The organism is Mesorhizobium sp. M1B.F.Ca.ET.045.04.1.1, from assembly GCF_003952465.1.
Classification (GTDB): Bacteria; Pseudomonadota; Alphaproteobacteria; order Rhizobiales; family Rhizobiaceae; genus Mesorhizobium; species Mesorhizobium shonense.
In genome coordinates this window covers 3,872,761-3,893,705 of sequence record NZ_CP034448.1, presented here as the reverse complement: position 1 = coordinate 3,893,705, position 20,945 = coordinate 3,872,761, and the positions used below count along the sequence as shown (strand labels likewise).

Below are 20,945 nucleotides of genomic sequence, written 5' to 3'. Positions count from 1 at the left end.
TCGCCAAGATCGTCCTAGGATGGATCGAACCGCGATCGCTGCCCTGAACCGGTGAGGAGACCGACCATGCCGAATTCCCAACCTTTCTTCTGGTACGAACTGATGACCACCGACCTCGATGCCGCCGAGGCTTTTTACACCGCCGTCGTCGGTTGGAGGGCCGAGCCCTTCGACAAGGCGCCGGGCATGCCCCGCTACATCGTGATGAATTCCAGCGTGCGCGGCGTCGGCGGGCTGATGACGATACCGGAAGATGCCGCCAAGATGGGCATGCCGCCGGCTTGGCTCGGCTATATCTACACCAAGGAGGTCGACGCCTCGACGAAGGCGCTTGAGCAGGCAGGCGGCTCCGTCCACCGCGCGCCGGACGACATCCCTGGCGTCGGCCGCTTCGCCGTCGTCGCCGACCCGCAGGGCGCGACCTTCATGTTCCTGCAGCCCAACCAGCCCGAGCAGCCGCCGGTGCCGGCCACCACGCCCGGCCATGTCGGCTGGCACGAGCTCTACACCTCGGATTGGAAGGCCGCCTTCGACTTCTATTCGAGCCAGTTCGGCTGGGAGAGCGCCGGCGAGTTCGACATGGGCGAGATGGGCATTTACAAGACCTTCGGCGCCGGCCCTGAATCCGGCGGCGGCATGATGAACAAGCCGCCCCAGATTCCGGTGCCGGCCTGGCTGTTCTATTTCAACGTCGATGCCATCGACGCCGCTGCCAAACGCGTCACCGACAATGGCGGCAAGATCCTGATGGGCCCGATGGAAGTGCCGAGCGCGCAATGGGTGGTCCAATGCCAGGATCCGCAAGGCGCGCATTTCGCGCTGCTGGCCCCGGTTAGATAGTCGGTTTTGAAGTATTGCCTCATCGACTGGCGCCGGATCACTCCGGCGCCAGCACCGCGACCTTGAGGGTCTCTTTCTTCGCGCCGCTGAGCTGAACGGTAGCCGGACCGGCGGACAGCTTGAAGCGCACGTTCTTGCGAATTCCAGGGCAGGTTTTCACGCCGCTGAAACCCGTCGACTTTATGGCATGGCCGTCCTGCACGACATCGATCCAGGCTTCATCAGACAGGCTGAACTGGAGCTCGCCTTCAGGTGGTACGGTCACGTTTGCCGTCGCGCCGAACGTGCCGGCTGCCGGTGCACGTTCCGGCGGGACTTCAAAGCTGATCGTGTCGACAGCCACGAGTGCGAAATCCATCGCTTGCCCGACTGTCAGGTCAGCGCCGGATTGCGCGGCGGGCGCCGCCGGAAACAGCGCCTGCTCGCGTGTGACCGGCCATTTGAAGGCATCACAGCCGGCGCCGGCGGCCATGGCGGAGCAGGTGCCTGCAAGGATTGCGAAGAGGCTGATGACGAAAGTTTTCATGATGCGCGGACCTATTCGGCTTGGAACGTCGACGCTTAGATACAACCATAGCGATATTTATGCAACCATGGAGAGAAAATTTGCAGGTCATCCACGGAACCGTTTCCAATCATCGATTGTTGATAGCAGGCCTCAGGAAGTGAATGGTCCACCGCCGGGCGATAATCTATGGCCGATCCGGGCGGGCTAAAATGGAGTTTTATATGAAGCTTTTCGAAAGCCTTGCCCAATACCGGCCGCAGGCGCTGGGCGTGCTCCGCATCATGACGGCGCTGCAGTTCATCGAGCACGGCACGCAGAAACTGTTCAACTTTCCGGTTGGCGAGCATGCCGGCCCCTTGAGCGGACTGCCTCTCACGGCCGCGCTCCTGGAATTCATCGGCGGCATCCTGCTGGCGCTGGGGCTCTTGACCCGCCCCGTGGCGTTCCTGCTCTGCGGCGAAATGGCGATCGCTTACTTCATGGCGCATGCGCCGCGCGACTTCTTCCCCGTCAACAATGGCGGCGACTCGGCAATCTCCTTCTGCTTCATCTTCCTCTATCTGATCTTTGCCGGGCCCGGCGCTTTCGCGCTGGACAATCGCGACAGCGCAAACGCCTGACAGCTGGGATGCGGGCCTGGAGGCTTTTTGTTTGACGCAATTCCGGACGGAAAACCGTTTCACACTTTTCCTGGAATTGCTCTAGAGCGGTTCAAGATTTGACGGAATCGGAAGGGATTCCCGATTTGTCGGATTTGTGATTCAAGATGCTGGCTGGAATGGAGGCCAGCATCTGATGACGCGACCTCTTTCGAATGATCTTCGCGAACGGGTTGTGGCGGCGGTTTTGCGTGGTGAGAGCCGCCGGTCGGCGGCCAAACGGTTTGGCATTTCGGTTTCGGCGGCGGTGAAGTTGTTGCAGCGCCATCGGGCGACTGGTTCGGTTGCTCCAGGCAAGATGGGTGGACATCGCAAGAGGGTGTTGGAGCCGCACCGTGCCTTCATCGCGGCCCGTCTACGTGAGACGCCGCATCTGACGCTGCACGGTCTGAAGGATGAGTTGGCCGCTCGCGGGGTCAAGGTTTCGCATAACGCAGTGTGGCAATTCCTGCGCCGCGAGGGGCTGAGCTTCAAAAAAAACGTTGTTCGCTCTTGAGCAGGCACGCGCCGATATTGCCCGAAGGCGCCAGCGATGGCGATCCTGGCAGGCCGGCCTCGATCCGCAGTGCCTGGTTTTCATCGATGAGACCTGGATCAAGACCAACATGGCTCCGCTGCGTGGCTGGGGGCCGAAGGGCAAGCGGCTGCGCGGCTTGGCTCCGCACGGCCACTGGCGCACGCTGACTTTCCTGGGCGCGCTGCGCTGGGATCGGCTCGCGGCACCTTGTGTCTTCGACGGACCGATCAACGGTCAATGCTTCCGCGCTTATGTCGAGCAACAGCTCATCACTGTCCTTAAGCCCGGCGATATCGTCATCATGGACAATCTGGGAAGTCATAAGTCGGCCGCCATCAGGCAGATGATCAAGGCCGCCGGTGCCAGGCTTTGGTACCTGCCGCCCTACTCGCCGGACCTTAATCCGATCGAGCAGGCCTTCGCCAAAATCAAACACTGGATGCGCCAAGCTCAGAAACGTACCGTCGAGGACACCTGGCGTCACATCGGTCACCTCGTCGAAACCATCGAGCCAGCCGAATGCAAGAACTACTTCGCAAACGCAGGCTATGCTTCCGTCAAAACGTGAAAGACCCTAGGCGCGCATCCGCTCGAAATTGGCGTCGAACAGCGGCGCCGCCTGAATGCGCGCCGCATGACGCTTGCCGAGGATCTCGATCTCGAAGCCGTCCGGCTCGTCGGCGATCTCCTTCGGCACATAACCCATCGCCACCGATTTCTTCGAATGATGCGCGTAGCCGCCCGAGGTGACCCAGCCGCGCACAACGCCGTCATGCCAGATCGCCTCGTCGCCGATGACATCGGCATCATCGGCCTCGACTATGAAGGCGCGCAGCCTGAGCTTGCCGCCCTGCTTGCGCTCGGCGACCGCTGCTTCCCTGCCGATGAAATCGGCCTCCTTGCCATAGGCGACGAAACGGTCGAGCCCCGCCTCCAGCGGCCCATAGATCGGCCGGTATTCGCGTGCCCATGAGCCGTAATTCTTTTCGAGCCTGAGCGCATTGAGCGCGCGCGAGCCGAACAGGCCTATGCCGAATTCCTGGCCAGCGGTCAGCAGCGCCTGGAACGCGGCGCGCTGATATTCCGGCGCCACCCAGATCTCGTAACCGAGGTCGCCGGTGTAGCTGACGCGGCCGACGAGACAAGGCGCCATGCCGATATCCATCCTGGCCACCGCCATGAAGGGGAAGGCTGTGTTGGAGGTATCGGCGCGGGTGACTTTAGCCAGCACCTCTCTCGCCTTCGGCCCCGCGATGGCGAGACCCGTAAGCTTCTGCCCCAGCGCTTCGATGCGGACCGAGCCGTCCTTGGGCTCATGCGCTTCGAACCAGCGCATGTGGTACTGCTCGGCGACGCCTGAGCCGGCGATGAACCATTCGCTATCCCTGGCACCGGGGGCGCCGACATTGGCAAGCGTGAAATCGCCGATCAGCTTGCCGTCTTCCTTCAGCATCGGCGCCAGCGTCATGCGGCCGGGCTTGGGTAGCTTGCAGGCCAGCATACGGTCGAGCCAGGCAGCGGCGCCCTCGCCCGCGACCTTGTATTTGGCGAAGCTCGAAATCTCCGACAGGCCGACGCCGCCACGAACGGCAGCGACCTCCTTGGCGACATGGTCGAAGTCGCTCGAACGCCGCCACGAGAACTCGTCCTTGACGCCCTCCGGCGCGTACCACAGCGGCACTTCCAGCCCATAGGCCACGCCCCATTGCGCCCCTTTGGCCGACAGCGTGTCGTAGACCGGCGTTGTCTTCAGCGGACGTCCCGCGGGCAGTTCCTCATTCGGGAAGCGGATCGAGAAGCGGCGCGAATAATTCTCGCGCACCTTGGCGTTGGTGTAGGCCATCGTCGCCCAGTCGCCGTAGCGTGCCACGTCCATCGCCCAGATATCGGCGCCCGGGTCGCCCTCGATCATCCAGTTGGAGAGCGCAAGGCCAACGCCGCCGCCTTGCGAAAAGCCCGCCATGACGCCGCAGGCGACCCAGAAGCCCGGCAGGCCGCGCACCGGACCGACCAGCGGATTGCCGTCCGGCGCGAAGGTGAAGGGACCGTTGATGATCTGCTTGATGCCGGTCTTCTGGAAGGCCGGGAAATGGCGGAAGCCGACCTCCAGCGACGGCGCGATGCGGTCGATGTCCGGCTCCAGCAGCTCATGGCCGAAGTTCCACGGCGTCTGGAATTCGGACCAGACCTTGTTGGCCTTCTCATAGGTGCCCATCAGCATGCCGCCGCGCTCCTGGCGGAGGTAGAGCTCGCCGTCGAAATCGACGGCGTGGATGATCTCGGTGCCGGTCTTCTTGTTCCAGTCGGCAACCTCCGGCATGTCCTCGGTGATCAGGTACATGTGCTCCATCGCGAGCACAGGCAGCTCCAGCCCGACCATGCGGCCGACCTCGCGCGCCCACAAGCCGCCGGCATTGACCACATGTTCGGCCACCACCTCGCCCTTGTTGGTGATGACGCGCCACAGGCCGTCGGGTCGGCGCACGATGTCCTCGACCTTGGTGAAGCGCTCGACTTCAGCGCCCAGTTTCCGCGCGGCCTTGGCATAGGCATGCGTCACGCCCGACGGGTCGAGGTGGCCGTCCTCCTTGTTGCGCACCGCGCCGACGAATTGCTTCGGATCGATGAGCGGCATCAGTTCGGCTGCTTCCTTCGCCGAGATCACCTCGAGATTGATGCCGAGATAGCGGCCCTTGGAGACCACGCCGCGCAGCCAGTCGAGCCGCGCCTCGGTCGCCGCCAAAAGCACGCCGCCGGTGAGATGGACGCCTGTCGCCTGGCCGGAAAGCTCCTCGATCTCCTTGTAGAGCGAGATCGTGTATTTCTGCAGCTTGGCGACATTGGGGTCGCCGTTGATGGTGTGCATGCCGCCCGCCGCATGCCAGGTCGAGCCGGAGGTCAGCTCATCGCGCTCCAGAAGCACGACGTCGGACCAGCCGTGGCGGGCGAGATGGAACAGCACCGAGCATCCGACGACACCGCCGCCGATGACCACGACCTTTGCATGCGACTTCATGGCTTTTTTCTCGTTATTTCAGTGAGTTGGATAACAAAGTGAATCGAAAGGGCAGCGCCAAGCCACCCCCCTCTGTCCTGCCGGACATCTCCCCCTCAAGGGGGAGATCGGCAGCCTCAACGCCGCCGCCCCTTCTTCAACGTCGGTGATTGGCGAAGGAGAATGTGACAGCCAATCTCCCCCCTTGAGGGGGAGATGTCCGGTCCACCCTCCACAGCTGCAGCGCAGCTGCTGCGGAGGACGGGCAGGACAGAGGGGGGTGCCTCGCGCCGACGCTAAAGTCACGGCTCGCCCTGCCCGATCGCTTCCTTGCGGCGCGCGATATAGGCCTCGAGCGCCTCGCGCACGGCGGGATCCATGGCCGGCTGAACGTATTCCTCCAGAGCCTTCTTCCAGAGCCGCGTCGCACGTGCCGTGGTGTCAAGCGCGCCGGCTTCCTGCCAGGCCTCGTAATTCTGCCAGTTGGAGAGCATCGGCTGATAGAAGGCGGTGGCGTAGCGCTCCAGCGTGTGCGGCTCGCCGAAGAAGTGGCCGCCGGTCGGCACGGCGCCCAGCGCCTCCACGGCCAATTCGCCTTCATCGACCACGATCGGCCGCAGGAATTCCATCATGTGCTGCATCATCTCGACGTCGATGATGAGCTTCTCGAACGACGCCGTCAGCCCACCCTCCTGCCAGCCGGCGGCATGATAGACGAGGTTGCCGTGGCCGAGCACCGCGCCCCACAACGCCATCAATGTCTCATAGGCGCCTTGCGCGTCGGCGGCATTGGAGGCAGAGCCCGGCGTCGTGCGGTAGGGCAGATTGTAGCGCCGCGCCAGTTGGCCGGAGGCAATGTTGGCCTTTGTGTTTTCAGGCGTGCCGAAGGCCGGCGCGCCCGACTTCATGTCGACATTGGAGGTGAAGGCGCCATACATCACCGGCGCGCCAAGGCGCACGAGCTGCGTCAACACGATTCCCAACAGCGCCTCGGCATTCTGTTGCGCCAGCGCGCCGGCCAGCGTCACCGGACTCATCGCCCCCATCAGCGTGAACGGCGTCACCGCCACCGACTGGCCGAACTCGGCCATGGTCATCAGCCCCTCGGCCATCATCTCGTCGAAGCGGCGCGGCGAGTTGACGGAAATAATGGTGGTGACGCCGGGATCCTCGGCCATCTGCTCCAGCGTCAGTCCGCGCGAGATCGCCATCATCTCGATGCCGTCTAGCGCCCTGCCCCGGCCGATCGCCGAGACATGGAAGCATTTGTCGGTCAGCGTCAGATTGGCGAAATAGGTGTCGAGATGGCGCGAGTTCGCCGGCAGCTCGATCGGCGCGCAGACCTGGTTGCCGAGCATGTGGATACAGTTGAAATGCTGCGCCAGCCGCACGAGGTCCGAGTAGTCGGCGAGATTGCCGGCGCGGCGGCCGCGTTCCATGTCGTGCACATTGGGCGGCCCGGCGACCAGCGTGAAGTTGATGGTGTTGCCGCCGAGATGGATGGCGCGGGCTGGATTGCGGGAGGTCAGCGTGTAGGAAGAGCGCGTCGTCTTCAGCGCCTCCTCGACCATGCCGCGGTCGACGCGCACATTCATCGATGAGTGATCGACCCTGGCGCCGGCGCGTTCGAACAGGGCGAGCGCCCTCTTGCTCATCACCTCTATGCCGAAATTTTCGAGGATATGCATCGAGGCCTGGTGAATGGCCTCGATCTGGTCGGCCGAAAGCACCGCCATCGGCGGGTAAGGATTGACCACGCGCCGCGGCGGCAATTGGGGAATGGCGGCAGGCCCCCGGTTGCTGGTCCGCTCGGCGCCGCGTTTTCGTCTCGGTTCGGTCATGCGCGCATCAGAGCGTCAACGTGCCGGCATAGCTGTCAGGAATTCGTCATTTGCCGGCGCGATTTTAGCCACGGCGGCATTCTTTCAAATCGATGAGAAGAAACACGACGCATTTGGTCGAAATATTGATACGACCAGGATGGGCGCGCCTAATGCATGTCGCCCAGAAGTGTGCATCGGTTCTGGGGCAACGACATGCATCAAACAAAGACTTGAAGCGCGTCGCCGTCCAACGCGACGCGCTTTAGCCGGCGTTAAGGAAGCTCGAAAGACTCCTTTTATGATTTCCGCCTATTCGTTGCCCAATGCGTAGGTCGAGTTTTAGTAAAATTGTCGCTGTCTCTGTGCTGCTGGCGCTTTCGGCCTGCGCGACGGCGCCCAGCCATATCAACAATGTCTGCGCCGTCTTCGACCAGAACGACGGCTGGTTCGACAACTGGCAGTCGGCCGCCGAGCGCACCGAGCAGAAATACGGCATTCCCGTTCCGGTGCTGATGGCGACGGTGCGCAAGGAATCCGGTTTCAAGAGCAATGCCCGACCGCCGCGCACCAAGCTGCTCGGTTTCATTCCGTGGAAGCATGTCTCCAGCGCTGCCGGCTACTCGCAGGCGCTCGACGGCACCTGGTCGCAATATCAGATGGAGACCGGCAACTGGGCGGCGCGCCGCAGCCGTTTTGCCGACGCCGTCGATTTCGTCGGCTGGTATCATTCCAAGACCGTCGACACCTTCGGCGTCGCCCGCAACGACACCTACAACCTCTATCTTGCCTATTATCTCGGCTGGACCGCCTACGGCCGCGGCAATCGCGGCGACGCCGGCGTGCAGAACTACGCGCGCGCCACCGACCAGATGGCCCGCGACTATGCCGCGCAGCTGCGGCAGTGCGGCAGCTAATGGCGGCGCGGAAGCGACGTTAGCGCCGCTCTTCTTAGTTCGGCTTCGGCTTCTTGCCGCGCGGACGCTTCGGCGGAATACCGGCAAAGCCCGGCCCTTCGCTGTGCGGCGCGTCGTCCGGCACGCCCTCATGCGCGGCGTGCTCCTTGTCGAACTTGATGACCGGTTCCATCTTCGCCAGCACGTCGTCGGCCAGCCAGCACAGGCTCATGTGGCCGTCGCCAAGATTCTTGTGCGGCGGCACCTTGGTCTCGCACAGATTGTCCGGCACCAGCTTTTTATAGCCGCAGCGCGTCTGGAAGGGGCAACCGGTCGGCGGGTTCATCGCCGAGGGGATGTCGCCCTCGAGCACGACATGCTTCTTGACCACGCTGGTGTCGGCGATCGGGATCGCCGACAGAAGCGCCTCCGTATAGGGATGGTAGGGCGGCGAGAAAATCTGGTCCGTCGTGCCCTGCTCGACGATATAGCCGAGATACATGACGACGACGCGGTCGGCGATGTAGCGCACCACGGACAGGTCGTGGCTGATGAACAGCATCGTCGTCTTGTTCTTGCGCTGAATGTCCATCAAGAGCTCGGTCACCGCCGCCTGCACCGAGACGTCGAGCGCCGAGACCGGTTCGTCGGCCACAACCACCTTGGCATTGCCGGCAAAGGCGCGCGCCACGCCGATGCGCTGCTTCTGGCCGCCGGAGAGCTGGCGCGGCTTGCGGCTTTCGAAGGCCCGCGGCAGCTTCACCAGATCGAGCAGTTCCAGCATGCGCTTGCGCCGCTCGGCGACCGTCTTGCCGACATTGAACTTCTCCAGCGTGCGGATGATCTGCGAGCCGACCGTGTGGCTGGGGTTCAGCGTGTCGAATGGATTCTGGAACACCATCTGGATCGAAGACACGGTCTCGACATTGCGGCTCTCGATGCCGGTCGACTGGATCTCCTTGTTGCCCAGCGTCACCGTGCCGGAGCTTGCGGTCTCGAGCCCCAGAAGCACCTTGGCGAGCGTCGACTTCCCGCAGCCGGATTCGCCGACGATCGCGACCGTTTCCGATTCACGCGCGGTGAACGAGATCGTCTCGTTGGCCTTGACGACACGGCCTTCGCTGGAGCCGAACACCTCGCTGCCGCCGACCTTGTAGTACTTCTTGAGATCGTCGATCTTGAGCACCGGTGCGCCGGGCTCGACCTTTTCGTTGACCTTCTTGGCGCCGGGCGGCAGCGCTTCCCAGTCGATCTCGTTGAAGCGCACGCAGCGCGAGAAATGGCCCTCGTGCCCGTCGACCGGGATCATCGGGATTTCGGCGGCGTTGCAGACGCCCTCGACGAAATGGTGGCAGCGCGGTCCGAAATTGCACCCCCTCGGCCGTTCATGCGGCAACGGCAATTGCCCCGGAATGGAGATCAGCGGCCGCGAATTCTTGTCGGCGCCGGGCAGCGGGATCGAGCGGAACAGCCCTTGCGTATAGGGATGGCGCATCCGGTCGAAGACGTCCTCGATCTTGCCGGTCTCCACCGCCTCGCCGGAATACATCACCGTGATACGGTCGCAGGTCTCGAGGATGAGGCCGAGATTGTGCGACACGAAGATCATCGAGGTGCCGAACTTCTCGCCCAGCCCCTTGACCAGTTCGACGATGCCGGCCTCGACGGTGACGTCGAGCGCCGTCGTCGGCTCGTCGAGCAGGAGCAGCGCAGGCTTCGACAGCAGCGCCATGGCAATGACGATGCGCTGCTGCTGGCCGCCTGAAAGCTGGTGCGGATAGGAGCGCATCATTCGCTCCGGATCGGGCAGCTTCACCGCGCGCACCATATCGAGCGCCCGTTTGTAAGCCTCGTCCTTCGAGACCTTGTCGTGGATCAGCGGCACTTCCATCAATTGCTGGCCGATCTTCATCGCCGGATTGAGGCTCGCCATCGGCTCCTGGTAGATCATGGCGATCTTGTTGCCGCGGATGGCGCGAAGCTCCTCCTCGGACAACTCGCCCATGTCCTTGCCCTGGAACTTGATCCGCCCGCCGACGATCTTTCCGATGTTGGAGAGGTCGCGCATGATGCCGAGCGACACGGTGGACTTGCCGCAGCCGGATTCACCGACGATGCCCATCGCCTCTCCGGGCATGACCGTGCAGGAAAAGTCCATCACCGCCGGGATCTCGCCCTTGCGGGTGAAGAAGGAGATCGAGAGGTTCTCGATCTCGATGATTGGTTGAGCTGGATCTCGAACTGCCTCGTTCATGGGTCGCTCCAATCCTTATTATAGTAGGGTCTGGGACCCCGCCATCAATCCTTCATTGACTGTTCGCGCAGCGAATCCGCCAAAAGATTCAGTCCCAGCACGAACGACATCAGCGCGATCGTCGGCGGCAGCGCCGGATGGATGAAGGAGCGCAGCAGGCGGCTGGCATCCTTGATCGCGGTGCCCCAGTCGGGGCTTTCGGGCGCCAGGCCGAGGCCGAAATAGCCGAGCGTGCCGAGCAGGATGGTCGTGTAGCCGATGCGCAGGCAGGCATCGACGATCAGCGGTCCGCGCGCATTGGGCAGGATTTCCCACAGCATGATGTACCAGGGCGATTCACCGCGCGTCTGCGCCGCCGCCACATAGTCGCGCGTCTTGATGTCCATGGTCAGCCCGCGCACGATGCGGAACACGCCCGGGCTGGAAGCGAACACCACAGCCACGAAGATGTTGAGCTGGTTGGGATCGATGTGCACGATGTGCAGCGGGTCCCTATCGAACACTAGGCCGATATAGATCCAGCCGCCGACGACGAGCGTCACGCCGAGCAGGATGTAGAGGCGGTCCGGCCGGTTCTTGAAGCGGGTCCAGAACAGCACGCTGAAGAAGATGATCGGGAACAGGAAGAACAGCCCGGCCATCGCATAAGGGATCGGCGTATCCATGATGCCTGGCGTCACCAGGAGGTAGAACAACAGGATCACGGGGAAGGCCAGCACCAGATTGGCGAGGAACGAAAGCAAAGTGTCAATCTTGCCGCCGTAGTAGCCTGCCGGCAGGCCAAGCGTGATGCCGACCATCAGGGCAAAGCCGGTCGCGGCCGGCGCGATGATCAGTACGATCTGGCTGCCATAGACCATGCGCGAGAACACGTCGCGCGCAAGCTTGTCGCCGCCGAAGTAATAGATGAGCTTCGAGGTCGGTTCGATCGCGCCGGGCAGTGAGTCCTTCATGATCGAAACCTGCGCCAGCGGATCGAAAGGCGAGATTGTCGAAGCGAAGATTGCCGTGAACAGCCAGAACAGGCAGATGCCGACACCGGCAATGCCGACGCCGCTGTCGAAAAGCTGTCCGTAGAGGCCGAGCCGCTTCTTGTAGGCGAAGCTCACGCCCATCACCAGGATGAGTGCGACCCATACCGGCCAGAAGCGCCAGACTACGCCAACCACAACGTCGAAGGCGTTGATATATTCGATCTGCATCCGCCTTGCCCCCTACTGAACCCTGATACGCGGATTGAGAAACGCGTAGCCGACATCGGAGATGAGCTGTGTGATCAGCACGATGAACACCGAGACCAGCGAGCAGCCAAGCAGAAGGTCGATGTCGTTGTTGCCCGCGGCCTCGACCAGCGTATAACCGAAGCCCTGGTAGCGGAACATCACCTCGACGATGACGACGCCGGTAAGCAGCCACGGGAACTGCAGCATGATGACGGTGAACGGCGCGATCAGCGCGTTGCGAAGCGCATGCTTGACCACAACGCTACCGAAGGAGAGGCCCTTCAGCCGGGCGGTGCGGATATATTGCTGCGTCATCACCTCGACCATCGAGGCGCGCGTCATGCGCGCAATGTAGCCGGTGCCGTAAATCGCCAGCGTCATCACCGGAAGCGTGAAATTGTAGAAGGTAAGGCCCTGGCTTGCCGAGGCCGCCGAGCCGTTCAGCCAGCCGAGCCACGAGGCGAAGATGACGGTGAAGATGACGCCCGACACATATTCGGGCGTCGCCGTCGAGGCGATAGAGGCGACCGAGAGCGTGCGGTCGGTGCGCGAGCCCTCGCGCATGCCGGCGAGTATCCCGACAAGCAGCGAGATCGGCACCATCACCGCCAGCACCCAGAACATCAGCAGCCCGGTAGCGCCGAGCGCCGGAAACAGCTTGGCCGCGACCGTCGTCTTGAACTTAGTCGAACAGCCGAAATCACCCTGCAGGACACCTGAGAATTTCGGCTCGACCGGGTCGTTGCAGAAAGAGAAGCGCTGCGCCGGCTTGCCCGTCGCCGGATCGGTCGCCGGCTGCTTGGGCAGCAGGCCCAGCCACTGCCCGTAGCGAACGAAGAAGTTCTGCCGGTAGCCATGGTTGACCAGCCAATCCTCCAGCTGCTCGGCCGACGTATGCATTTCGGTCTGGCTGATTGCCAGCTTCTTCAGGTTCGGATTGAGATTGATCAGGAAGAAAACGACCAATGTCAGGCACAGCATCGTCAATGCCATCGTGCCAAGGCGTCTGAGGATGAAAGATAGCATGGCGGCCCCTGCCGGTCTGGTTGGGGGTTGGAGCCTGTCTGGAAACCAACCCGGCCGTTAGCGGCCAAGCTGATTGTCAACGGACCCTCGGATGCGATCAACCCTGTTTTGTTACATGTCGTTGGCGAAAGACCCGCACGCTCTTGGAGCGGCGGCTTCCGGTTCCAGCATTGTGTGGGTAGAGAGGGGAAGGGGCAAGGGCCCCTTCCCGATCGGCTCCGATCACGCCTGGTCGAGCCAGACCTTGCCGTAATCGCGTTCGAAGGTCGGATGCATCTTGTAGTTCTGCACCGCCTTGACCGAGTGGCTGTAGAGCTTGCGCCAGTAAGGCTGGATGATGATACCGGAATCCTGCAGGATCTGCTCGATGTCCTTCATCATGTCCTTGCGCTTGGCGGCGTCGGCGACGGCGAGCGCGGCATTGAGCTTGGCGTCCCAATCGGGATTCGACCAAGCCGTCTCGTTCCAGGCTTCGCCGGTGCGATAGCCGATCGCCAGCACCTGTACACCCAGCGGCCGCATGTTCCAGTTGGTCATCGACAGCGGATACTTGGTCCAGTCGTTCCAGAAGGTCGAGCCCGGCAGCACCGTGCGCTTCACCTTGATGCCGGCGTCGCGCATCTGCGCGGCAATCGCGTCGCCGGTGTTCTTGTGCCAGTCCTCGTCGACCGTGATCAGCTCATGCTCGAAGTCGGCCTGGCCAGCTTCCGCCAGCAGCGCCTTTGCCTTGGCCGGGTCGCGAGCGACCTTCGCCAGTTCGTAGTATTCCGGGTGGATCTGGCAGACGTGGTGATTTTCGGCGACCGTGCCAGCATTACCGTAGCCGAGCTGGAGAACGACGTTGTTGTCGACCGCAAGCTGCAGCGCGTTGCGGACCTTCTGGTTGTCGTAGGGCTTGTTGTTGACGTTGGTGCGGCACACGATCGTCGAGGCCGTCACCACTTCCGACTTCACCAAGTCCATGCCGTCGAGAATCGACACATAGTCGGCCGAGGTCTCGAAATTGGTGTGCACTTCACCCGCCTCGAAGGCGCTGACCGTGGCACCCGGATCGGTTCCGTAGTCGATGAATTCGATGCCGTCGAGGAAGACTTCGCCATCCCACCACTTGTTGTCGGCGCGGCGCTTGTAGACCACTTTCTGGCCGACATCGTAGGAGACGAGCTCGAACGGACCGGTGCCGATCGGGCAGGCTTTGAAGTCTCCGCCCTTCTCGTCGAAGCTCTTGTGGACGATCAGGCCCGGATAGTCGCACATGTTCGGGATCAGCGCGATGTCTGGCTTGCCGAGTTTCAGCTTGATAGTCATGTCGTCGACCTTGGTCACGGCGCTCTCGTCGAGCTTGTCGTCCTTGACCAGGGTGCCGAGGCGGCCGGGCATCGAATTGCCCTCGGCCTTCTTGTCGCCCCAGCGCTTCAGGTTGAAGATGACGTCATCAGCGGTGAAAGCATCGCCGTTCGACCAGGTCACGCCCTTGCGCACATGCAGCGTGTATTCGGTGGCGTCGTCGTTCACATCCCAGCTTTCCAGCAGATAGGGGCGGAAGGTGTATTCGGTGGTGTACTTGACCAGCGGCTCGAGCGCCTGGCGCTCGGCATTGGCGATTTCCGACCAGTCGGCCTTGCGCGGGTCCTTCGGATCCTTGATCCACTGCGCGACCTTCAGCGTGCCGCCCTTCTTGCCCTGGACATCTTCCGCCCGCGCCGGCGTCGGATCGGCGAGACCGATCAGCCCATAGGCCATCGCCGTCGACGCGCCGAAAACGCTGGCCAAAGCCAAAAATTCGCGGCGATCGACGTTTCCTGCCTTGGCTTCTTCGGCCAGGGCCAGGATGTGATCCGGAACGCGATCGCCATTACTCTTATAGATTGCCATGACTTATCTCCCATTGTTGGCTTTCTGCCTTTTAACATTCCGCATCCAGACCGTGATGTCAAAAGACGGTGTGGAGTGGGAACATGTTGGGGAAATGTGCAACTTTGGAATGAGACCGGTTGGCGTGATAGCGACAGTCTTGACGCAAATTTGTTAGTGCACGCACATTTCTCGAAAAATCGACGGGGCGATTAAATCAAGACATTTTAGGCGGATAAGCGCCTCATGCGCTCGGCGGAAGCCCTCTTGGGCCGGCCGCAGGCGAGCGTCATGTCGTCAATATTCGCGCTCGTAAAAGACGCCGCCCTTGGCTTCGCCGGCATCGTTGGCCTCGCCGCGCAGCTTCACGCCGCGCCCGACGTTGAGGTCGATCGTCGCCTTGCCGGAGCCCGGCTTGTCGCCCTTCTGGATCGTCACATAGGTGCGGTCGTTGAGGTACTTGCCGGCCGAAACGGCGGTGCCGCCCTTTTCGTCGGTCGTCACGTCGAGGTCGTCGACGCCGATGGCGCTGCGCAGATTGTCGAGCAGCGAGGTCGAGCCGCCGACCCCCGCCAATTGCGCGGCCGCATCGGCGAGCTGGGCGATTTGCAACGGCGACAGATTCGACATCGAGCGGCCGAAGATCAGCTGCGCCAGCACCTCGTCCTCGGGCAACGCCGGCACGGAAGAGAAGGTGAACTTCGGATTGGTCGCCTCGCCGGAAACGACAATCGTGACGGTGGCGCTGCTGGTCGTCGTGGTCGCCGTCATGTTGAGGTAAGGCACCAGCGAACCCTGGAACCCGACCGTGCCCTCGGTAAAGGTCAGCCGCTTGGCAAGGATCGTCAGCCGGCCGCGTTGCAGGGTGAAGGTGCCGACCGCCTGCGGCGACGACGCCGGTCCGGTCAGCTTGAGCGAGCCGCCCAGTTCGGCATCAAGGCCCCTGCCCTGGATGAAGATCTGGTTCGGCGCGTTGACCGTCACGTCGAGGACAAGACCGCCGCCGCCGTTGCTGTTGCCGCTGGATGTCGGCGGGTTCAGCGCCCTGTCCTGCGCCCGCACCGCACGCGGCGCATTCTTGTGCTTGACGTCGAGCGCCGAGAGCGAGCCCGGCAGCTTTTCCGGCACAGTGATGACCGTCTTCGCCAGATTGATGGTGCCCGCGATAACCGGCGCCGAGACGAGCGGTCCTTTGATGGTCAGATCGCCGCCGAGATTGGCGGTCACCACCCTGCCATCCGTGTAGCGGCCGTCGGTGAGTTTGATCGACAGGTCGGCCGGAAAGCCTTGCGCCGGGGTGATGCCGACCGTGCCGCTGGCCGAAAGGCTGCCGCGCGTCGACAATGTGCCGGTCAAGCGGTTGATCCTGGCAACGCCGCTGCCGATAGACACGTCGGCCGCGATGTCGTTGACCGCAAGCCCGGAACGCGCGTCGATAAGGCGTGCGCCGGATGTCGTGACTTTGCCGCTGATCACCGGCGACGATGCGGGACCGCGCACCTGCACGTCGACATTGGCGGTGCCGTTAAGCGCCAGGCCTTGAGCAGCTAGCTTGGCGGCAAGGAAGGAAAAAGGCACCTTGCCGTTGAAGTCGAGCGCCAATATCGGCCCACCTCCTGTCGTCACCGTGCCGCCGCCCTTCAGGCCAAGCCCGGCGCCGTCGCTGATATTGGCGTCGAAAGCGAGCTTGTTGCCGGCAAATGTGCCCGACGACGACACGTTCATGCCGCCGAGCCCGGCGCCGCGCGTCTGCGAGGTCTGCACGGCGGAAGCATCGACCTTAAAGGTGACCGCCGGAGTGGCCGGCGCGCCGGACACCTTGACGGTGCCCGAGATCGAGCCGGCCGCGTCGAGACCCGGCGAAAAACTGTTGGCGAGCGAGACCGGCACCCTGGCCAGGTTGGCGTTGATGTCGAGCGCCTGTGCGACCTTGCCCGTCACCGTGGCGGTGCCGCCGCCGAGATTGAGCACCAGCCGGTCGAGCGTGGTCGCGCCGTTGGCGATGGTCACGGTCGAGGCCTGCGCGATCGCAGCCTTGATCCCCTGGACCGTCGCCTGGCCCGAAGCCAGCTCGACGGTCGTCGTGCCGTTCGCCACTTTCACCCGGCCGGCCGCCCTGGCCGGAATGTTCTTGACGGTGGCGCCGCCGGAAAAGCCGGTCCAGTCGCCGTCACGCTTCAGGTCGACATCGATGCCGGTGACGGTGGTGCCGCCCGAGATCACGCTGCCGGCGCGCACCTTGCCGGAGATGACAGGGGCCGCAAGGTAGTTGGCGATCTGTGCATCGATGGCGACGTTTTTGGCCGATAGATCTCCGCGCCTGATCGCCGCCGTGCTTGCCTTGACGACGACGTTTGGCCCGTCGGCCGCTTTCGAGAAAGCGATAGTGCCGCGCACATCGCCCTCCGCCTTTTCCAGCGCAAGCGCCGCCAGCGGTCCGATGTCGGGCAGGTCGAGCGACACGGTTCCCTCCGGCACGAAGGCCTCGTCGAGAGCAAGATCGCCGGAAATCTTGTTCGACCCCAACGACAGCAAAAGCCCGTTGATCGCGCTCTTGCCGTTGGTGGTGGCAAGCACGGCGCTGCCCTGCAGCGGCTGCCCGGCGACATTGCCGGTCAATTGCACATTGGCGGCCGGATTGGCGGCATCCGCCTTGCCGGTCGCGATGAGTTCAAGTCCCGTGATTTCGCGCGCCGCCACCGAAAGCCGGTCGCTGTTGACCGTCAGCGACAGATCGGGCCCCATGATCGGACCTTGCGCGTTCAGGGCAAAAGCGATGGCGCCCCTGGCGTCTTTCGACAGCAGCGAAACGTCGCTCAAGGCACCCTTTATGTCGGCGGCAAGCTTGCTGTCGGCAAGGCTCGCCTGCCCGTCGGCGCTCAGCGCGCCCGAGTTGAGCTTCAAGCCGTCGACATGGACGTTGCCATTGGCATCACGCTTCAGCGCGGCGCTCAACTGCGCGCTCTCGCCCAGCATGCCGCGCACCGCCGCCGGCAAGGCGGAAGAAGCAACATTGGCTTTCATATTGAGGTCGATGGCGCCGTCGCGCAGCGATATCAGGCCGGCGATCTGGCTGTTGAGCGCATCGCTCTTGAGCGCGCCGCTGTCGACGGCAACGGCATCGGTCGTCAAACGGCCGTTGACCTCGGCCGTGACCTTGCCGGCAACCAGCGGCGCGATCATCGGATTGTCGAGACCGACCCTGTTCACCGACACCGTGCCGGAAACCGGACCTGCCCGCCCCTTGAGATCGAACGCATCCGAATGCAGCGCCAACGCAAGGCCGTCCACATTCACCTGGCTGGCGGCAACGGAAGGCAGGATCGCGGAAACATCCAGTCGGGCTTGGGTGCTTTCGCCCTCCATCTTTGCCGACAAGGACTGGACCGCGATCTTGACCGGGCTCTCGGCGCTGCCGATCGTCAGCGGCAGGCTGGGTCCGGATGATGTGAGGTCGAGGGAAAAATCGCTGGCGCCGTTCGGATTTAATGTGCCGGCGGCGTTGCCGGAAATCTTGTCGCCCGAAAGCGTTGCGTGGTCCAGGGCTACGCCGCCCGCCAGGCTGTAGCTGCCTGTTGCGTCTAGATCGAGCGGCCCAAGCCCGGCCTGGCGGGTTTGGCTGGTCTCAGCACCGGCGAGTTGCGCGCTGAACTGGACCTCAGGGTTGGTCGACGCACCCGTGACATGCGCCGTGCCGTTCAATGTTCCGGCAGCATCGAGGCCAGGCACGAAGTCGTTGGCAAGTGCCGCCGGCAGGCTGGCAAGGTTGGCGGTCAGGTCGAGTGTCTGGCCGGCGCTGCCGGAAATCGTCGCCGAGCCGCCGCCGAGATTGAGCGCGAGCTTTTCGATGCTGGTGACGCCATTGGCGATCGCAAGGCTCGACGGCTCGGCGATCGCCGCTTTGATGCCGCGCACGGTCGCCTCGCCCGATGCGATCTCGACACTTGTCCTGCCGTCGGCGATCTTCACGCGCCCGGTTGCCTTGGCCGGAATACCGGACACCGTCGCGCCGCCGGCAAAATTGGTCCAGTCGCCGTCGCGCTTCAAATCGATGCCGATGCCGCTGACCACGGTAGCGCCGGAGGTCACGCTGTCGGCCTTGATCGTGCCCGAGATTGCCGGGCCCTTGAGATAGTTGGCGATCAGCGCGTTGACGGTGATCGTCTTTGCCGCCAGCTCGCCGCGCGCGATCGAGGTGCTTGCCGCATTGATGGTGACGGTCGGGACCGCGCCGTCCTTGGCGAAGGCGATGATGCCGTTGATGTCGCCGGTCGCCGACTGGCCGCCGAGCGCGGCAAGTGGCGCGATGTCCGGCACTGCCAGCGTCAGCGTGCCGAGCGGCAGGAGCTGATCGTCGAGCGCGAGATCGCCCGAAACCTTGTTGTCGCCGAGCGCAAGGCTGAGCCCCCTGATCGAGCGCTTGCCGGCGGCGGTCACCAACGAGGCCCTGATATCGAGCGGCTGCTCTTCGGCGCTGCCCGTCAGCGAAACATCGGCCGAAGGATTGGCGACGTCGGCCTTGCCCTTCGCCGAGAGCTTGATGTCCTTCACCGTGCGGCCGGCCGCCGTCAGGCTGGCGCTGTCGGCCGAAACCGAGAAGTCCGGCGCCCAGCGCGGACCGCTCGCGCTCAGCGCGAAATTGATCCCGCCGGCAAGCGGTGTGCCGGCCAGAGAAGACAGCGCCGAGACGTCGCCCAGCGTTCCCTTGACGTTGGCCTGGATGTCCGAGCCCTGCGCGCTGGCCGTGCCGCTTGCGCTCAGCGAGCCGGAGGTGAGTTCCAGCTCGTTGGCCGCGAACGCGCCTTCCGGGTCGCGGGTCGCGGTGGCCGAGAATTTCACCCGTTCGCCGAGCAGCGAGCTGATCTGCGGCGGCAGCGCCTTCGACACGGCGTCAGCATTCATCTTCAGCGTCATCGACAGATCGGCGAGCGAGACGCCGGCCGTCAGCGCGGCATTGAGCGCATCGCTGCGCAGCGTACCCTTGTCGATGGCCACGTTATCGCGGCTGATCGTGCCGGAAAGATCGGCCGCGAGCTTGCCCGTGACGAGCGGCGCCAGCGTCGCCACGTCGGTCTTCAGGCCGGTGGCGGCGAGCTTGACGCTGACCGGGCCGCTGCGGTTTTCGACATCGAAGCCGTCTGAATGGATTTCTCCCGTCACAGTGTTGAGCTGCGTGCCGCCGACGGCGACCGAGGCCAGCGAGGTACCGATATCGACCATCGGCGCCTTGCCGTCGCCAAAGGCGCGCGCCGTCGCCTTCTCGATCGCGACCAGGATCGGCACCGCGCTGGTGCCGACATCGATCGTGACGGGCTTTTCCTTGGCGGAGAGCTCGACGGCAAGGTCGCTGGCGCCTTTCGGGTCGACATTGCCCGTGGCCGTGCCATGCACGGCGTCGCTTTCTATGGTGGCGCGCTCGATATCGACCCCGCCTGCCGTCGTCGCCGTCCCGGCGACGTCGAAGTTCGTCTTACCGGCAAAGAGCGATTTGAACTTTTCCGGCAGGAAGCGCTCGAATTCGCCGTCGCCCTTGGCCTCGATATAGTGGCCCTTGTCGCTGAGCTGGTGGCGCCCGATGAGCTGGGTGACGATCTGACGGTCGACGACGAAGGTGCCGATGCCGCTCCAATTGGCGAGCGGCCCAGTGCCGGTGACGACGATGTCTACAGGCGGCGCATCCGGCAGCTTGAGCAAATTGGCGATGATGCCGCCCGCCGGCTCCGATGCCTTGAGATCGAGGTCGAGCTTGTTGTCGGCCGGCGCGAAATGGACCTTGGCGTCGACATTGCCCTCTCTGCCGTCGTGACGGGCGACGTTGAGCACCGTCTCGATCGCCAGCGGCGATGGATCGGCCTTGAGCGAACCCTTGGCGGCAAGCTCGGCAATGCCGCTGCCGGCAAGCTGCTGCCCGAGCGCGATCTCCGGCAACTCGATCTTTCTGACATCGATCGAGACCGGCAGGCTGGTCGATCCGCCTTGCGACGGCTGTTGGCTGGCTTGCGGCAATCGCGCCAGCTCGATGCGCTCGGCGGCGATGCGGTCGGCGTTGAAATTGCGCGACAAGAGCGCCGTCGGCGACCAGTCGAGCGCCACCTTGCGTGCCACCAGCCAGGGCCCGGCGCGGTCCTCCAGCACGACGTGATCCAGCCGCAAGGCGCCGGACCAGATGCCTTCGATGCCGCTGACGGTGATCTTGCGGTCCTCGGTCGAAGCCATCTTCGAAATCAGACCAGCGAGATTTTGCCGGCCGCCTTCGGTGCCGGTGAGCACGACGAGCGCGCCGATCGCCACCACCAGCAGCAGGAGCAGCGCGTAAAGGCAGATGCGAAGGATGCGCCAGAAGATCCTCATCG

At 63.5% G+C, this 20,945-nt stretch carries 12 protein-coding genes; 4 read left to right on the top strand and 8 right to left on the bottom strand.

Annotated features, from left to right (window positions below):
• Window positions 1-66 precede the first annotated feature (66 nt).
• The gene (locus EJ071_RS18880) at window positions 67-840 is read left to right on the top strand and encodes a VOC family protein (RefSeq protein WP_126099203.1); all 774 of its coding nucleotides are present in this window, start codon (window positions 67-69) and stop codon (window positions 838-840) included.
• 37 nt (window positions 841-877) lie between these two features.
• Here the strand turns inward: EJ071_RS18880 and EJ071_RS18875 are convergent, their stop codons facing one another.
• Window positions 878-1,366, bottom strand: a complete 489-nt coding sequence (locus EJ071_RS18875; RefSeq protein ID WP_126099202.1) for a hypothetical protein — start codon at window positions 1,364-1,366, stop codon at window positions 878-880.
• Window positions 1,367-1,569: 203 nt separating this feature from the next.
• Between EJ071_RS18875 and EJ071_RS18870 the strand changes: the two genes are divergently transcribed.
• A complete protein-coding gene (locus EJ071_RS18870; RefSeq protein ID WP_126099201.1) occupies window positions 1,570-1,968 on the top strand; it encodes a DoxX family protein in 399 nt (132 codons plus the stop codon).
• Between the two features lie 175 nt (window positions 1,969-2,143).
• Window positions 2,144-3,092 (top strand): IS630 family transposase gene (locus EJ071_RS18865; RefSeq protein WP_126097617.1). Its coding sequence is split into 2 segments (ribosomal slippage): window positions 2,144-2,479 and window positions 2,481-3,092, totalling 948 coding nucleotides; the frame shifts between segments, so codons are not numbered across the junction.
• Window positions 3,093-3,098: 6 nt separating this feature from the next.
• Here the strand turns inward: EJ071_RS18865 and EJ071_RS18860 are convergent.
• Window positions 3,099-5,540, bottom strand: coding sequence for an FAD-dependent oxidoreductase (locus EJ071_RS18860; protein ID WP_126099200.1), 2,442 nt, complete (start codon window positions 5,538-5,540; stop codon window positions 3,099-3,101).
• Window positions 5,541-5,821: 281 nt separating this feature from the next.
• The gene (locus tag EJ071_RS18855) at window positions 5,822-7,360 is read right to left on the bottom strand and encodes a trimethylamine methyltransferase family protein (RefSeq protein ID WP_126099199.1); all 1,539 of its coding nucleotides are present in this window, start codon (window positions 7,358-7,360) and stop codon (window positions 5,822-5,824) included.
• 305 nt (window positions 7,361-7,665) lie between these two features.
• Between EJ071_RS18855 and EJ071_RS18850 the strand changes: the two genes are divergently transcribed.
• Window positions 7,666-8,256, top strand: a complete 591-nt coding sequence (locus EJ071_RS18850) for a transglycosylase SLT domain-containing protein (protein WP_126099198.1) — start codon at window positions 7,666-7,668, stop codon at window positions 8,254-8,256.
• A gap of 34 nt (window positions 8,257-8,290) precedes the next feature.
• On the opposite strand, the gene EJ071_RS18845 is transcribed toward EJ071_RS18850, so the two are convergent.
• The 5 genes from EJ071_RS18845 to EJ071_RS18825 form a co-directional block, all read right to left on the bottom strand.
• Window positions 8,291-10,489 (bottom strand): ABC transporter ATP-binding protein, encoded by a 2,199-nt coding sequence (locus EJ071_RS18845; protein ID WP_126099197.1) that lies wholly within the window; start codon window positions 10,487-10,489, stop codon window positions 8,291-8,293.
• Window positions 10,490-10,533: 44 nt separating this feature from the next.
• Window positions 10,534-11,691: an ABC transporter permease gene (locus EJ071_RS18840; protein WP_126099196.1), complete on the bottom strand. Its 1,158-nt coding sequence runs from the start codon at window positions 11,689-11,691 to the stop codon at window positions 10,534-10,536.
• Window positions 11,692-11,703: 12 nt separating this feature from the next.
• Complete coding sequence (locus EJ071_RS18835; protein WP_126099195.1) at window positions 11,704-12,738, bottom strand: ABC transporter permease; 1,035 nt, start codon at window positions 12,736-12,738, stop codon at window positions 11,704-11,706.
• 222 nt (window positions 12,739-12,960) lie between these two features.
• Window positions 12,961-14,613 (bottom strand): ABC transporter substrate-binding protein, encoded by a 1,653-nt coding sequence (locus tag EJ071_RS18830; protein WP_126099194.1) that lies wholly within the window; start codon window positions 14,611-14,613, stop codon window positions 12,961-12,963.
• A 276-nt stretch (window positions 14,614-14,889) separates the two neighbouring features.
• Complete coding sequence (locus tag EJ071_RS18825; protein ID WP_126099193.1) at window positions 14,890-20,943, bottom strand: translocation/assembly module TamB domain-containing protein; 6,054 nt, start codon at window positions 20,941-20,943, stop codon at window positions 14,890-14,892.
• Between the last annotated feature and the right edge of the window lie 2 nt (window positions 20,944-20,945).

Bases quoted from the DNA above. Each gene is read 5' to 3' on its own strand.
- EJ071_RS18880 (WP_126099203.1), top strand. From the start codon at position 67: ATGCCGAATTCCCAACCTTTCTTCTGGTACGAACTGATGACCACCGAC.
- EJ071_RS18875 (WP_126099202.1), bottom strand. From the start codon at position 1,366: ATGAAAACTTTCGTCATCAGCCTCTTCGCAATCCTTGCAGGCACCTGC.
- EJ071_RS18870 (WP_126099201.1), top strand. From the start codon at position 1,570: ATGAAGCTTTTCGAAAGCCTTGCCCAATACCGGCCGCAGGCGCTGGGC.
- EJ071_RS18860 (WP_126099200.1), bottom strand. From the start codon at position 5,540: ATGAAGTCGCATGCAAAGGTCGTGGTCATCGGCGGCGGTGTCGTCGGA.
- EJ071_RS18855 (WP_126099199.1), bottom strand. From the start codon at position 7,360: ATGACCGAACCGAGACGAAAACGCGGCGCCGAGCGGACCAGCAACCGG.
- EJ071_RS18850 (WP_126099198.1), top strand. From the start codon at position 7,666: ATGCGTAGGTCGAGTTTTAGTAAAATTGTCGCTGTCTCTGTGCTGCTG.
- EJ071_RS18845 (WP_126099197.1), bottom strand. From the start codon at position 10,489: ATGAACGAGGCAGTTCGAGATCCAGCTCAACCAATCATCGAGATCGAG.
- EJ071_RS18840 (WP_126099196.1), bottom strand. From the start codon at position 11,691: ATGCAGATCGAATATATCAACGCCTTCGACGTTGTGGTTGGCGTAGTC.
- EJ071_RS18835 (WP_126099195.1), bottom strand. From the start codon at position 12,738: ATGCTATCTTTCATCCTCAGACGCCTTGGCACGATGGCATTGACGATG.
- EJ071_RS18830 (WP_126099194.1), bottom strand. From the start codon at position 14,613: ATGGCAATCTATAAGAGTAATGGCGATCGCGTTCCGGATCACATCCTG.
- EJ071_RS18825 (WP_126099193.1), bottom strand. From the start codon at position 20,943: ATGAGGATCTTCTGGCGCATCCTTCGCATCTGCCTTTACGCGCTGCTC.